This is a genomic window from Planococcus lenghuensis, from assembly GCF_001999905.1.
Classification (GTDB): domain Bacteria; phylum Bacillota; class Bacilli; order Bacillales_A; family Planococcaceae; genus Indiicoccus; species Indiicoccus lenghuensis.
On sequence record NZ_CP019641.1, the window covers coordinates 1 to 14,811 of the forward strand.

Here is a 14,811-nt window from a genome sequence, read left to right on the forward strand (position 1 = left end):
AAAGCCACGGTTCCGCTTCAAAATGGCACAGGTTTCTATCTTTAGCAAATGGGATGTATGCCACTAAAGATCGCCTTATCAAGGGGGTTGAACGCTGTTCATTTCATTCACTTATTTTTTCGGCCGGTAATCAATAAAACTATGGGTATATTCCTCAAAAGTTCTTGAGTTAATGAGAGTAACGGTTAAAAGGAGACCGATTGTTGTTTCCGAAAAGCAGTAATCCTTTAATTGATGCGGTATTCTCGCATTTTTCTTTGAAAGATGCGGAGCCAAGCTTGTATACTGTCGCTGTCCAGTTAGAAAGTGATTGGTAAAAAAAGAGTCGACAGTGTTTTTTTCGAGTATCATACCATCCCGCCTTTATGTAATATTTCCCTTTGTTATCAGGCATTTAATCTTGCTTTTTAAGGGCCCTGCGTTGATATTCGATTTTGTCTTCTGGTTGCCTCGAAATTAAGGTATTTAGGAGTTTTCTGGTTGTCTCCAGATCATTTCTGCAGAAAAAAACCGGAAGTATTTTTTGCGATTATCCCTTCTTAACGAAGACCCTAACAGTAAAATTCGGTTTTCAGAGATATTTCCGTTTATTATGTTGGCGCTTGTCATTTTATTCCTTCAGTAATTCTCCTCGGTTATCATGGAAAGAGTAAAAAGTAACTGACCTAATCATTTTATAATATTTTTACAGTTAAGTGGGTCTAAAAGATAAAATATGATAAAATTCAAAAAGGTTCTTTTTCACTAAATTACTGATGAGTCCTAAGAGGTGAGAAAATGGAAACAGCAGGAAAACAGATAAAGAAATTAAGGGAACAGCAAAAACCAGTCGGTAAAAGACATGGCAGAGGCCCTTGGTGTGCCGCTTGATACCTTGGAAGCATGGGAACGAGGCAAAAAAGTGCTAGTGGCACCTGACCTGGCGAGAATCGCCGATTATTTCAATGTGTCAACCGATTTTCTTCTGGACCGCCGGAAGGAGGACATGGAATTCCATCTGCAAAATCCTTATTCGCTGGCCGGGTATATATTTCACCTCGATCACCAGCGAGTGGAGAAAGAGGAAATGGCGGACATGGTCTCGTATATCCAAGCAAGGCGGCGGATTAAGCAATTTCTCGGCGAATAGTAATGTTCGCGAAAAGGGCTTGCTACGCACCGGCGACTAGTAGCGTAAATGGCCATAGCCAAAAGCACTCCCCGCCGCGGAGCCGGTACCCGCTGCCAGAAGTGCTTTTTCTTACGTGCCCAGAACCGGAATGCCGCTCCCTCCTTTTCTTGATTGATTTCGTAACAAATGGAACTTCTTCTTCCTCTTTGCAGTAATCCTATTGGCTTTTGGCAGACCGGATGGTTCCATCAGGATCAGCCGAAACTTCCAGTGGGCTTTTCCCCTAAATACATTTTCTCGAAATCGCATATCCCCATCGGTTTGGCGTAGTAATATCCTTGATGGATTGTACATCCCATACGGTTTAAGAATGCCCTTTCGCGTTCATGTTCCACCCCTTCCGCCAGGATCTCACAATCCAGGGTTTTAACGAAGCGGATCAGCGACTCAAGCACAACTTCCGCTTTCCGGTCCATCCCGATTTTCTGGACAAAGAACCGGTCAAGCTTAATCTTATCGACAGGGAAATCGATCAACGTCGTCAGCCTGGAAAAACCGGTCCCAAAGTCATCGATTGCAATGGAAATTCCTTTCGCCTGGCATTCCATCAAATGACCAAAAGCCAAGCTTGAATACGTGAAATCCATGCTTTCTGTCACTTCAATTTCCAGCAATTCCGGCAGAATGCCGTATTCCTCAATCAACCGGAAAAATTCATCGAAAAATGGCTTGCTCGAAAGCAAGGTCGGCGTAATATTAATGGCCGTTCGAAGCCGGCCCTTATAAGCAGTTTCCCGTTTTTTCATGCTGTCGAACACGTCTTCGATCAAATAGTAGGTCAGCCTGGCAATGGTACCTGTCTCTTCAGCGATTTGGATAAATTCTGTCGGAGAAATAGCGCCGAATTCCGGATGCTGCCACCGTGCCAGGACCTCAACCCCTCGCAGTTCCCCGGTCACGCCATGAATCTGCGGCTGCAGGACATGATAAATGCCCGCCTCGCCGAGGTCTCCGGCTAAGTCCTGTTCGATTTTCACGCGTCTGGCCAGCTTGAACCGCATATCAGGACTGAAAACAGAACAGGATGTGGTGGTTTCTTTCTTCGCCTCAGCCATCGCCGTTCCAGCGCACGTTATCAATTCCTCCACATCCCGCGCATGATCCGGGTAAGAAGCGATGCCGATACTGGCGCCCATCTGGATGCACTGGGCATTCTCCAGTACGAATGGCTCGGCGAATGCCTGGAGAACTTCCGCTTCGAATGTTCGGTACCCTTGGCCTGTTCCGTGTTCATGGACCAGAAGAAATTCATCCCCTTCGAAACGGCTGATTGCATTATCCGACCGAGCAATGCCTTTTAACCGCTCCGCCACTTTCTTCAGCACTTCGTCGCCTGTTCTGTGGCTATGAAGATCATTGATGAATTTCAATTTATTCAAGTTGATGTAGAAAAGCGAAAACCGGCTCCCATTTTGCAGCAGCTGCTGGATGGTCTGTTCAATTTTCCAGCGGTTGGGCAGACCCGTCAGGTAGTCGTAATAAGCCTTTTCCTCTAGCAGCTGTTCCGTCGCTTTCCGTTCGCTTGCATCCCGGAAATAAATTGCCAGTCCTTTATTGGCCACCCGGTATGCCCTTACATCGAACCATTTAGCAAAGGCCTGTGCGTAAAAGTCGAATTGGACGTCAACCTGTCCCATCTTCAGTTTTCTGTAATTTGTATGGAAGACGCTGTCCTTCGCTTCCGGGAAAACCTCCCATACGTTTTTACCGATCACTTCTGTTCGGTTCAGTTGAATCAATTTTTCTGCTGCGCCATTGAGATAACGGAAATTGAGGTCACCGTCAATCAAAATGAAAGCATCCGTCATGCTTTCGAGCACTTCCCGTGTACCCAAGTACCCGTCCATTGCCAAATCGACGGGCTGCTTGTAAAGAACAACGCCGGTTTCGCTGTTTGCGAGCGGGAATGGGCGGGCTTGAAGCGAAAACCAATGGGTTTCCCCCGAAACTTGAAGCGGAATCAGCCGGACATATTCAGGTTCATGTCCCCGTCTGACCCGTTCGATGTTTTCTGCTTCCGCCTGCCTTTCCCTTTCTTGGAGTGCCGTCAGATAATTCGATTCGCATTTCCATAGGGATTCAGGCAACCCGTTCCTGCAGCAGTATTCAATCCAATTGTCGTTGGCGTGAACTATTTCCCCTTGTTTTCCGAGGATGACAATATGGTCTTTTCGTGACGTCAGCAGTGCCGCTGCCTGTTTTTCAAGCTGTTCCATTGATTTCTCCTTTATGGTTCTTATCCGATTTTTCTTCCCAGGGCATCTAATTAACAGGGCGGGATTTTAAATTTTCCCATGCCTACAGATACAGTTATTGTCGTTCTTACAGTTAATTTCGGATTTTCAGGAGAGAAAGTTAAGTGTTTTGGATTTTTCTTTACAATTACCCGCTAATTTTTTACCAGTATTCCGCAGCTCGAAGTAATGGATGCGCAGCTGCTGCTCGCTCTCGAAATTAACGGGGGTCTTAAGTATCTTTACGAATTCTTCCGCCAACGAATCCAGAAACAGGGCGGTATCTTTCACACGCCATTTCTCCATTTTCAAGTCTTCGGCCTGCTCCTGCATTTCTGCCCGCAATGCTCTTTCTTGCTGCTTGAGGTTGTAAATTTGTTTGTTCAGCTGCTGAATTTCCAGGATTGCACCCTCTACCGCCCGCTGTTCTTTTTCATCCAGCTCCGGAATCAGGCGCTTCAGCTCCGCTTCCTGATAGCTCGCACTTTTTATCTGGTCTTCAGGTTCCAGCCGCCGCTTCGTATGGACTCTTGCTTTTCCTTCTGTGGTATTCATGAACAGACTCCTTTCCGCTTACTTGTTAGCTTGCGCTGCAATACCCCAAGTGAGGTTATTCTTCAGCTTACGCTATTCCACAGGTGCCCTTCTTTCTTCTAAATTGCTAAAAAGTGTATTCTATTTTGTTTTCCTACAAAGATCGAGAAGCTAAACATAATTAGCCAATGTAGGTTCTTATGTCTTAATTAATTTTCTATAACTTTATTAGTTAAAAACGACTAATTAAGCTACTTCGAGGATAAATGTCTTTGTTTGAGTTCTTTCTAATGGAAATCCCGTCTTTGGAGCGGACAAACAAAATCCCCTGGCACTTTAATCTAAAATGGCAGGGGATTCTTTCATATGTGTTTTTCCAGTTCATCCGTCGCTTTTTCGGCCTGTTTCGGCAGTTCTTGCGTTTCTTCAAAAAGTGGCATGATCGTAACGGTCTCTTTATCAGAAGTGACTTGCAGGACCAATCCCTCTGGCGCGGCAGCAGGAAATGCAGAAGCGGGCAATTGTTCTTCGATGGATTCATCTTCCACCAACAGAATTTTCACGATTCCTTGTTCGACGGAGCCGACTTTGTACTTTCCATCCTTCATTGGCTTCCTTCCTTTCGAATCCTCCGTCATCTTAAAAGGGCATGGCCCTTTCACGAAGGTCTCCGGATTTCATTTACCTCAACCTCTATAGAATAAAGCCTGACTCATGATCGGTTACACTTTATTCTCTTTTTGAATTCCCACCGTTCTACAGATTAAACTTAAAAGAGTGCTTGATAATATCCCGCACCTGCAGTTGCTATTCTTGATGAAATCCCTCTATTACTGTTTTTCTGCGATTATTAAAAACACTATTTCTCGATGTAAACCAAGCATTGCTTTTTATTCACTAGAAGATTTGGCTGTATCTGTTGTTCCTGTTCCAAAAGCGGCATATTTACTCAGCGGATCTTTTTGCGATTTCTTCCTCCCGCTCGATCCCTTCCACTTCTTTTTCTTATTTGGGGATTTTAGTACCAGTTCATTCTAGGTATAAATACTTGATGAATGATCAGGTAACCGATTGTAGTCAGAGCAACATCAATCTAAGCCTATCTTTCGAACTTTTAATTGATAGGAATTAAGGAAGTCTGTAGGATTTTATTCTTCCGTTTCCAATTCTACACTAGTCCTAGTGGAGCTGACGAGGTTCCGAAAAGGAAAGGGGAGAAGGATGAAACGGATAAAAATCATAGCAGGCGTTCTTTTTACACTGATCGTCCTAAACTTTTCACCAGCAGGAGCAGAAGCACATAATTCTGCCGATTTGTATGTGGGTTCCACCGGACAGGAGGTCAAGGAATTACAGGCATCCTTGCAGGCATTGGGTTATTTCCATGCCGATACAACCGGTTATTATGGCCCCATCACCAAGAATGCAGTCGAACGGTTTCAAGCGGATTTCAATATCACTTCCACCGGCTACACTGGTCCTCTGACGCGGAATATGATGGATCAAATCGAAATGATCGCTCACGTTGTACACGGGGAGGCACGTGGCGAAAGCTATGAGGGACAAGTTGCTGTGGCGGCTGTCATTTTGAATCGCATCGAATCTTCTGCGTTTCCAAACACTACATATGAAGTTGTTTTTCAACGCAACGCATTTACAGCGGTAAATGATGGCCAGTACTGGCTTTCACCCAGCACCACAGCGTTCCGGGCAGTGAAGGATGCTTTTTTCGGCTGGGATCCTTCTTATGGAGCCACTTATTACTATAACCCGAGCGGGGTCACCGACACGTGGATCTTCAGCCGCGACGTCATCCGGCAGATCGGCAACCATCATTTTGCCAGGTAACGGAAGACGCTGTCCTTCCTTTTAAGGACAGCGTTGTTTTTTATTTCGGCTCCTTTCCTAGAAGACGCCATTTTTTGCCTCTCGACAATTTGTAATTGAACAGTAAGTTAGCATGACTGGCAACACGACGATATAGGAAGATTTTATAAATGAAGATGAAAAGGGGCCGCCCGATGGGGTAGCGGGAGAATGATATTATGACCTTAACTGTTATGCTGGTTGATCAGAACACTCAATTTCGTGAAGGCCTTAAGCGAATTCTGGAGGCGGATGGCGCTGCACAAGTGATTGCAGAAGGCGATACTGGAAAATCGATTCTAGGGCTGTATGAAAAATACTGCCCGGATGTACTGCTCATAGATCTTAATTTGTCAGACGGAGAAGGCATTAGGTCGGTCAGCGGGTTAACTGCGAGGTACCCGAAAGCAAAAGTGGCGGCTATTTCGTCCTTAAGTGATCAAACTAATGTAAGCCGTGCATTGCAGGCAGGTGCTGAAGGGTATCTGTTAAAAAATATGAAAGCGGATTCTATTGTGCGAGCGGTAGAAGCTGTGGCCCATGGCGATTCCTATATCCATCCACAAGTGACGCCTTGGCTGGTCGCCGAATTCTGCCGTTTAAGTGAGACCGAAGAAAAGGCATTTTATCAGTCGGACATACGTGCCCCCTACTATCTGCTCACAAAGCGCGAAGTCGACGTCTTGGAATTACTGGCCGCGGGAAACAGCAACCAGGAAATTGCTGAGGTCCTCTTCATTTCTGAAAAAACGGTGAAGGGCCATGTTTCCAGAATATTGGATAAGATGTATGTTGAAGACCGGACCCAAGCGGTGGTTGCGGCAATCAAAAATGGCTGGGTGAAAATTTAATCGAGATTTCAGTTCATCAAGAAACTGAACAATCTCCCTTTATACTTAAGTCATAACGAGAATGGGAATGAAGTTATGTTGAATTCCCCTGATGAAAGATACCTCGCTGAAAAGAGCCGGAATAAGTTCTTCTGGCGTTTCGAATCTACAGCTCTCCCTCATTGTGGTCACCTAAACATTTTTAGGCTTAGTTAAGTTAAATGTATTTCTTCTAAATACTTTTTTACGAATTTTCCAGTCGGTTCAGCGCTTTCCATCTGCCGTTCGCCCATCACTTTTCGGATTTGTTCGATCATTTTGTGGACTATTCCCTCGCTTCGATGCGAGGGGACAATTGCAAGGTGATGAATAACAAAAGTATCTTCCATAATTTCCACACCGATCACCCCAACTGTATCTTCCGCTTCCTTCCATAAATATAATTGCCAATTCGCGTTTTCCTCGTACCTATGCATCGTTTCTTGGAGTTTCTTCAGGTCTCGCGCTTCAGGAAATAAGGATAACAAGCCCATTGCGATTTTTTTATACGGTTTTTTATATTTCACCAGCATTTCATCTCTCCCTTTCTGCGCATTCGCTTTCTCTTGTCAGTTTCTCCTACTCTCCATAATACCTGATTTTACCCATTCTCTAAATCAGTTATTGTTCTCTGGAAATTTCTTGCGCCGTTTATCATCATGCGTTTTCGCGGTTCCACAAAAAAATAGGCAGCCCAATTGGCTGCCTATGGTATGAATCGAGTTGAATTTTGATTTTCATTTTTGCAGGTGTTCAGTTACTAGTTACTCAACTACTTCTTCCTCTTCCAATGGTTCTTCCACTGGCTCTTCTTCTGCACAGGCAGCTAAGACACTCATCGATAGAATCGCTGCTGCTCCTAACTTTAGCCACTTCGTCTGGATCACTGTGATCACCTCTTTTGGGACATAGGATGGATGCTTCTGTTTCTATTCCCTTGATCCTTCTGACCCAAACCTTAAAGTAGAGTTGTCAGCAAGCGCGTCTCATTTAGCTACCCGTATTCGGTTCTAATTAGAATCGCAACAAGGATATCCTTTTTCTCTTATTACTGGATGAATAAGAATGTAATTTACATATTGCGAACTAGTAAAGTAGGATTATTAAAACCCTCTGATTTCCTTTTTGCCCTTCTACTCGTCGGAAATCAACTGGAATTAAAAAGCTTGGTGAATGGCTCATCCGCCATGCCCAAGCTAAATAGGTCAAGAGCTGTCTGTTAGTGACCTAAGATATGTAGTTAGAAAATATGGAACAGCTTATCGCTTATTCTCTGCCTTTGCATCATCTTCTATTTCTTCGAATTCCGCCTCCAGAATTTCCTCGAAATCTATGATTATGGTACCCGTTTCGGCATTCGACTTATAAAAATCTACGTCTGCAATGGGTAATTCCCTTAAATGTTTTTTCAACCGATTTGCCATCGGACGATAAGTAGCAAAAGTTAACCCTCCGGATAATACGGCCCCCGCTACAGGGATGACTTTACTGGCGGACTTCGAAAAGGTATCTTTCGTCATCTTGATTCCAACCGTTCTCGCAACTTTATTGACGATTGGATAAACAGTTCCCTTCGTTAAAGGTTTCTTTGCAAGATCTTTCTGCAGTTGTACAGCGGCTGATTTTGCAAGTTTGGTGATGGTTGCATTTGCTGTATGTACGCCGAACATGACGCCGATAAAAAGCGTTAATTGATTCATTGTCTCATCGTCGGCGTCATCTTCTAACTCGAACAGTTCGTTCCAACCATACAAATAGATAAGCTTTTGAAGAATCCGCAGGACATGCGCATAATACTGCGCAATATCGGCTGGTATTGTTCCATAAGCAGCAACGCCGCCAGGAAATCCAGCAATAGCTGAAATGCCTGTAACTTGATTTGTTTCATTCTTTATGCAGGATTTCGCTAATTTGTCGATTGCTTCTATCGGGATACCGGCACTTGCGGGGTTTGTCTGTACCGCTAGCTTAACGACCTCAGTTGAGTAATGTTTATTAAGCTGGTTCGTTAAAAACTTCTCCCTTTCCACTTTCACTCCAGGCACTTTTAATGCATTTTTAAGTGTTAAAAAGAACAGTTCTTCAGGTTTATTCCACAATTCAATTTTCATATTGTATTCCCTTCAACAGAGAGTAAGTGACGTCGATTCTTGGCAAAAACTGTTCGTTTATTCCGCCTTAAAGTTCCAGGACTTACTCACCTACCATACCGTCCTTATCATTATCCTGCATGTAGGGATATAGCCAATGATCACTCATGATCGGCATACTGAACCCCGCTGCTTTCGCTTCTTTGATTGTTACCTGGCCATTGCCGTTTGTATCAACACTGGAAACGTCATGGGCTGTGTCTGTATCGGCTGGCTCAGCTGGCTCATTTTCTGTTAACCCCAGCGATTCGTTGACTTCATCCGGGTTCACATTATTGAATGTATCCACGACTTCGTTCCCCATCACCGTGTAAGTATACTGATACCTCGAAGGGATCTGTGTTTCCGTATTCGGATAGGTGATAATCGCTTCAAAATGAGTAGCTCCGCCTGCGTCCCGAATCACATCTTCCATGTAAGCCTGATCGCCATGCCGGTTAAGCGTGCTGTCTTGCGGAGTAATATTGTATGCATTTGCTACCCCTCCGAGCGAATCAGCAATTACATGGCCTTCATCCAAAACGTCGCTTTCAACGCCCGGAACCTTTGCTTCATCCGGGTAATAGCGGCCATCCGCTGTCACAGGTTCGCTGTTGTCATCCTGCGGGATGATTTCATCTGCAACGACACGGACTAATTGCCCGTATTCATTCGTAAACGCCCAATATTCGCGTTCCCCGTAGCCGACATCAACGACGACATTCGGTTCACGGTAGCCAGATAAGTCCCCGCCATCAACCGTGATAAGTTCATACCCCGGAAACGGTGCTTCCTCTGGCTGTGCTGGTGCTGATTCTACATCACTTGGTGCCGCTTCTGCTTCACTTGATTCTTCTGGCGAAGCCTCTGTTTCCGTTTCATCGGCAACCGCAGTATCCGTTTCTGCTTGTTCGCTAATTTCTTCTGTTTCGGCTTCGGCCACTTCTTGTGAAACGGTCTCTTCGCCTGCAACGGCTGATTCTTCTGCGTCCGTACAGCCAACCATCATGATAGCGGTTGAAAGTAAGAGGAAAAGGTTCATTTTCTTTTTCATGTCAGGACTCCCTACTGTTCAATCTCAATACTGTTCTAAAATTCATAGCATTTAACATAGCGTAACACTATCCAGTTACCGGTAACAATATATTCCAGAATAAATTTCACAGCGGTAAATACGTTGCTCGAAGCCTGTCATATAAACGCAAAAGTGTAACTATCCTGGTTTAGAAAGCATCTCTTAAGAATGTCCATCACTGTTCTCACAATCTATAAGAGAAAAGTTATGTTGCAGCACTCCTATTTATCCATAGTGAAATCCTGAACAATCGTTTTTAACCAGTACGGTTTGCCATTAATCATGATGGTTTCTTTAGGCAGTTTCCCTCTCTTCCAATACACGTGAAGTTTTTTGACATCCATATTCAATCCGCGACCGCTCAAATTTTCTGCAAATCCTTTTTGGCTCAGCAAATCAGCCGGATCTTTAATGATCAAAGGTTTCGGCGTCTTCGCTAGGTACGTGTCTTCGAAAAAATATGTTTGCAGTTCTTCCAGTGCAAGTGGAATCCAAGATGGATCGAGGTCTGAAAACAGCTTTTTCAATTCAAACGGCTCTTCATATTCAAAAAAACGAGCCAGTTCAATTATTGTTTGTTCGTGTGAGCTGACTGCAAGCTCTTCAGGATGGATATCCTCTTTCTCGACATACGGTTTAAGGTTTGGGAAGTTTTTCAGTAGATTTTCTGTGGCGGTTTTCATGAGTTTCATCCTCCTTTTTGTTGAATTACTCAACACCCACTACTAGTTTAACGTGATTTTGTTGAGTAATTCAACAAAAAGATCTTTATTCATGACAGCAGTAAAAGCCATCAGATGATTTGCTTTCTGATGGCTCGCTGCATTTTTAAATTGTGAGGTCGCTGAAGGCGGTGTTCTCTTCGGCGGCCGCCAGCACCCGGTTTTGGATTTTGAAGGGAATCTGCAATTGGTCGCAGCGGTCAAACAGAGCAGACAGTGCGTTCCGGCTTTTCAGGATTTCGGGTATATCCCGGTGGCAAGCTGCCATGTGCAGGTTGCGTCGCCAAAAATGGAGGCTTCCGAGAGCGCTGATTTGCTTCTTATTTAATGCCTGATTCATGATGAATCACTCCTTATGGTTGGGTTTTACAGAAAGGGGGATTCCCCTTTCTGTGGTTATATGACACCTTTTTCCTTCAATGACAGGCTATTGGATGGGCTGACGATGATGGAATCGAGCAGATCGATGCCGAGCAGGCTGCCCGCCTCCTGCAACCGTTTGCTGACGTCGATATCTTCCGGTGAATACTGGCAATCGCCCGACGGATGGTTATGTGCAACTAAAATAGAAGCGGCGTTGTTCAGGATGGCCGGTTTGAACACTTCCCTCGGATGGACGATGCTCGCATTCAAGCTTCCGACGTGACAGCGGTGGACAGCGGTCACGTGGTTCTTCATGTTTAGACATAAAACGAGAAACACTTCCCGGTCCTCATCCCCGATTAACGCTTGTATCAAAGCCGTCGCATCATAGGATGACCGGATTTGCTGAGGCAGAAGGCTCGTATACGCTTCTTCCACCTCCCTCACCTCTTGTTTGATTCGGATGATTTCAACCAGATTTTCGAATTTCATGTTTGGTTCTCTCCTTTTTGATTTGTCCGCCGGACGCTCATCTTCCCAAAGGGGAGGATTTTTGCCTTTTGGCATGGAGGACGAACACATCCGATAGCCGACCAGTCAAGGGTTTCAGCGGAACAAGTTTTCAGCGAAGCGCGGTCTGAAAAAGTTTTTCGCCCCTTGACTGCTTGTTTTCTGTCGGCTCCTGTCTTAGCCGGAAACAGGGATAGGGCGAAGCCAAGGAATCTGTCCCTGTTTCGGGGTTAGACAGGCTCGGAACGTGTACGCTCCGGAGGACAAAAGCAAAAAGTACGAAAAAAGGCAGCCGTTTCGGCTGCCTTCCGCTTGATCTTTTCTCTTTCCGGCTCGTTTCCTCGTCAGAAAAAGCCAGGAACCTACGGGCTGTTCTTTCAGTTACAGCCCGTGGTTATCGGGTTTTTCAGAGGGAAGCGACACGTTATGGCTTCTTGCAAAGCGGTCTGTGCTTTGGTAGAAGCCGTCGTGCTGCCGCCCGCCTGTTTTCTTTTTTTAGTAATGCGTCGTTACCACGCGGATTTTCGTGTTGTCTTTTTTCTCATATGCCGGGTCTTTTTTAAGTAATACGCCCGAATCAGTTGATGAAGAGAATCTGACGGCTTTGATTGTATGATGTCACGGATAAAACTTGGTTCAATTGGTTCTAACTGGTTTTCCCTTTCCATATTGAGCACATCTGCAACGGTTTTGATACTGCCATGTGTGGCATACAGCTTGACGACTCGTTTCTCAAGTGTATCTTCTTCATGTTCTTCTGTCAGCTGGACAAACTGCTGCAAGAACTGGATTTCCTTTTTTGCTTCCTCAACTGTCGGTAATCGTTTCATTCGGCGCCTCCCATTATTACGAGCAACTAGTAAGTGATAAATGACTCGTTCTCTTATTAGTTCAATGTCCAGCTGTGCATTTCCTATTCCATTGTTGGAAACGATAAAAATATTGCTAAGAAACTGAACGGGCAAAGAAATAAGCGAGCGTGATGGTGTTAGTTACTTGTCTCTTATCCATGATGCTTCTTCTATCGAGAACTGTGCCTTGCACCGGCTGTACTTCTTAATCTCCTTGTTAAACGAGTCAATGAGATTCATCAAGTAGATACTTGGCCAGATGGAGGCCGAGAAATCAGAAAATGTAAGCAAGTATTGGTTGTCAGCGAGCGACTGGGCGACACGCGGATAGGGAGTTTTCCATTTGGCAATGAAGGCAACCAGTGCTTCCGCTGTCTCTTCCCGGTCTTCAGACCGGTATACCACTTTGTAGTCCTCGTAGATTTCCGCCCTCGCTAGTTAGCACAGACGTGAAAGCGAATACATTTTCTATTGAAATCCATATATTTGTATATACATATATACAAATGATGTCTATAGTAAAGGGTAAGAATGTTCATAAAGGAGTGGAAGTAAAATGTATAGCTTTTTGCAGCGAATCGGGAAATCGTTGATGTTCCCCATTGCAACTTTACCGGCAGCGGCGTTGCTCTTACGGCTCGGTCAAGATGATTTGCTCGGTATTCCGTTCTTATCAGCAGCGGGCGGCGGGATTATCAGCAACCTGGCACTGATTTTTGCCATTGGGATTGCGATGGGGCTTGCCCATGACAGCAACGGGGGAGCCGCACTTGCAGGGGCGATTGCCTATCTTGTTTTGACAGAAGCGATTGTCACAATCAATGAAACCATCGATATGGGTGTCTTTGCCGGAATCATATCGGGGATTGTTGGGGGACTTCTGTATAATAAATTCTACGATGTGAAGTTTCCGCAGTGGCTAGCGTTTTTCGGCGGCCGGCGCTTTGTGCCGATTATCACGGCCGGTGTGATGACACTGGTAGCGGCTGTCCTCGGCTATGTATGGCCTACGGTCCAATTGGGTTTGGATGCGACAGGTGAATGGATTTTGAATGCAGGCATGCTGGGTGTAGGTACATATGGATTCTTGAACCGTCTTTTGCTGCCGACAGGGCTGCATCATGTGATCAACACGATTGTTTGGTTCGATTTCGGCGAGTTTACGACTGCCAGCGGAGAAATTGTACGGGGTGAGATCAACCGGTTCTTAAGTGGGGATCCGACAGCGGGCCCTTTCCTTTCCGGTTTCTTCCCGATCATGATGTTCGGTCTTCCGGCAGCTGCTTTGGCGATGTACGCAACAGCTAAAAAAGAACGGAAAGCTGTGGTCGGCGGGATGTTCTTCAGTATCGGATTCACGTCATTTCTGACCGGGATCACAGAACCCATTGAGTTCTCTTTCATGTTCTTATCGCCGATCCTTTATGTGGTCCACGCATTGTTGACAGGTGTGTCAATGATGATTGCTTACGCATTGGATATCCGTCATGGCTTCGGATTTTCAGCGGGCGCCATCGATTATGTGCTGAATTACGGACTGGCGGAAAATCCGCTCCTTCTTCTCGTCATGGGACTGGGCTTCGGAGCTGTCTATTTCTTCATTTTCTACTTCTTGATCATCAAACTGGATTTAAAAACACCAGGGCGCGAAGATGAAGATGCAGAAGATGGCAACGCGGATGTGGGAGACCAGGGATTGGATGTCCGTGCTTATCATACGATTGAAGCGCTCGGGGGCAGCGAGAACATAAAAGCTGTTGACTATTGCACGACGCGTCTCCGGCTGTCAGTGAAGGACGCTGATCAAGTGGACGAAAAAGGTCTGAAACAGACTGGTGCCATGGGCGTAATGAGAATCAGCAAAACGAATGTCCAAGTCGTTATCGGAACGACGGTGGAATTTTTAGCGGATGCGATGAAAAAGCGCCTATCTTCCGGCAACCAGCCACCGGCTTATGCAGATGGCCAAGTGGCGATCACTCCGGAAGAACCAGTGCTGTCGAAAGAAATCATAGCCGGGGATTTTGCCATGCCGATTGACGGCGAGATCATTCCACTAGCCGATGTGCCGGATGAAGTCTTTGCGAAAGGTATGATGGGACAGGGTTTCGGTATCATTCCAAAAGGTGAAACGCTTCATTCGCCGGTTGACGGCAGAGTGGTCAGTGTCTTTCCGACGAAACACGCCATCGGCATCGAATCCGATACCGGTGTCGAAATTTTGATCCATGTCGGTTTGGATACGGTCAAATTGAACGGTGAAGGATTTAAACTGCTCGTGGAGCAAGGCCAACTCGTGGAACGGGGAGATGAACTTCTCCGCATCGACTGGGCATTCATCGAAGCGAATGCGCCGTCCGCTGTGACCCCTGTCATTTTCACGAATCTAGGGGAACAGCAATTGCATGTGCTGAAACAAGGGAACGTGCGACAGGGAACAGTTGACGTTGTGGAAGTCCGATAAGATGGCAGCAGAACCAGGAAACT

The 14,811-nt window shown here is 45.5% G+C and carries 16 protein-coding genes; 4 read left to right on the forward strand and 12 right to left on the reverse strand.

Annotation, left to right across the window (positions count from 1 at the left end; translation table 11 throughout):
• The first annotated feature begins 841 nt into the window (after positions 1-841).
• The gene (locus B0X71_RS18660) at positions 842-1,129 is read left to right on the forward strand and encodes a helix-turn-helix domain-containing protein (protein WP_077591082.1); all 288 of its coding nucleotides are present in this window, start codon (positions 842-844) and stop codon (positions 1,127-1,129) included.
• Positions 1,130-1,365: 236 nt separating this feature from the next.
• Here the strand turns inward: B0X71_RS18660 and B0X71_RS18665 are convergent, their stop codons facing one another.
• The 3 genes from B0X71_RS18665 to B0X71_RS18675 form a co-directional block, all read right to left on the reverse strand.
• Positions 1,366-3,387, reverse strand: a complete 2,022-nt coding sequence (locus tag B0X71_RS18665) for a bifunctional diguanylate cyclase/phosphodiesterase (protein WP_077591083.1) — start codon at positions 3,385-3,387, stop codon at positions 1,366-1,368.
• Between the two features lie 126 nt (positions 3,388-3,513).
• Entirely contained in the window at positions 3,514-3,960 is a 447-nt protein-coding gene (locus B0X71_RS18670; protein WP_077591084.1) for a hypothetical protein, read from the reverse strand.
• 341 nt (positions 3,961-4,301) lie between these two features.
• Positions 4,302-4,547, reverse strand: a complete 246-nt coding sequence (locus B0X71_RS18675; RefSeq protein ID WP_077591085.1) for a hypothetical protein — start codon at positions 4,545-4,547, stop codon at positions 4,302-4,304.
• Positions 4,548-5,160: 613 nt separating this feature from the next.
• Between B0X71_RS18675 and B0X71_RS18680 the strand changes: the two genes are divergently transcribed.
• Together B0X71_RS18680 and B0X71_RS18685 are read left to right on the forward strand one after the other, a co-directional pair.
• Positions 5,161-5,787 (forward strand): cell wall hydrolase, encoded by a 627-nt coding sequence (locus B0X71_RS18680; protein WP_077591086.1) that lies wholly within the window; start codon positions 5,161-5,163, stop codon positions 5,785-5,787.
• A 197-nt stretch (positions 5,788-5,984) separates the two neighbouring features.
• Complete coding sequence (locus B0X71_RS18685; protein WP_077591087.1) at positions 5,985-6,656, forward strand: LuxR C-terminal-related transcriptional regulator; 672 nt, start codon at positions 5,985-5,987, stop codon at positions 6,654-6,656.
• 191 nt (positions 6,657-6,847) lie between these two features.
• On the opposite strand, the gene B0X71_RS18690 is transcribed toward B0X71_RS18685, so the two are convergent.
• The 9 genes from B0X71_RS18690 to B0X71_RS18725 all read right to left on the reverse strand — a co-directional run bounded on the left by B0X71_RS18690 (position 6,848) and on the right by B0X71_RS18725 (position 12,747).
• Entirely contained in the window at positions 6,848-7,207 is a 360-nt protein-coding gene (locus tag B0X71_RS18690; RefSeq protein WP_077591088.1) for a GNAT family N-acetyltransferase, read from the reverse strand.
• Between the two features lie 231 nt (positions 7,208-7,438).
• A complete protein-coding gene (locus B0X71_RS21620) occupies positions 7,439-7,561 on the reverse strand; it encodes a hypothetical protein (protein WP_269750124.1) in 123 nt (40 codons plus the stop codon).
• Between the two features lie 372 nt (positions 7,562-7,933).
• Positions 7,934-8,785: a hypothetical protein gene (locus tag B0X71_RS18695; RefSeq protein WP_077591089.1), complete on the reverse strand. Its 852-nt coding sequence runs from the start codon at positions 8,783-8,785 to the stop codon at positions 7,934-7,936.
• 82 nt (positions 8,786-8,867) lie between these two features.
• Positions 8,868-9,857, reverse strand: coding sequence for a DNA/RNA non-specific endonuclease (locus B0X71_RS18700; RefSeq protein WP_077591090.1), 990 nt, complete (start codon positions 9,855-9,857; stop codon positions 8,868-8,870).
• Positions 9,858-10,099: 242 nt separating this feature from the next.
• Positions 10,100-10,561 (reverse strand): hypothetical protein, encoded by a 462-nt coding sequence (locus tag B0X71_RS18705; RefSeq protein ID WP_077591091.1) that lies wholly within the window; start codon positions 10,559-10,561, stop codon positions 10,100-10,102.
• Positions 10,562-10,706: 145 nt separating this feature from the next.
• Positions 10,707-10,940, reverse strand: a complete 234-nt coding sequence (locus B0X71_RS18710) for a hypothetical protein (RefSeq protein WP_077591092.1) — start codon at positions 10,938-10,940, stop codon at positions 10,707-10,709.
• A gap of 56 nt (positions 10,941-10,996) precedes the next feature.
• Complete coding sequence (locus B0X71_RS18715) at positions 10,997-11,455, reverse strand: JAB domain-containing protein (protein WP_077591093.1); 459 nt, start codon at positions 11,453-11,455, stop codon at positions 10,997-10,999.
• Positions 11,456-11,982: 527 nt separating this feature from the next.
• Complete coding sequence (locus B0X71_RS18720; protein WP_077591094.1) at positions 11,983-12,303, reverse strand: hypothetical protein; 321 nt, start codon at positions 12,301-12,303, stop codon at positions 11,983-11,985.
• A gap of 162 nt (positions 12,304-12,465) precedes the next feature.
• Positions 12,466-12,747 (reverse strand): transposase, encoded by a 282-nt coding sequence (locus B0X71_RS18725; RefSeq protein ID WP_077591095.1) that lies wholly within the window; start codon positions 12,745-12,747, stop codon positions 12,466-12,468.
• A 133-nt stretch (positions 12,748-12,880) separates the two neighbouring features.
• Here B0X71_RS18725 and nagE point away from each other — a divergent pair, with 133 nt between their 5' ends.
• On the forward strand, positions 12,881-14,788 hold the full coding sequence (gene nagE, locus B0X71_RS18730; RefSeq protein ID WP_077591096.1) for an N-acetylglucosamine-specific PTS transporter subunit IIBC: 1,908 nt from the start codon (positions 12,881-12,883) through the stop codon (positions 14,786-14,788).
• Positions 14,789-14,811: the final 23 nt, after the last annotated feature.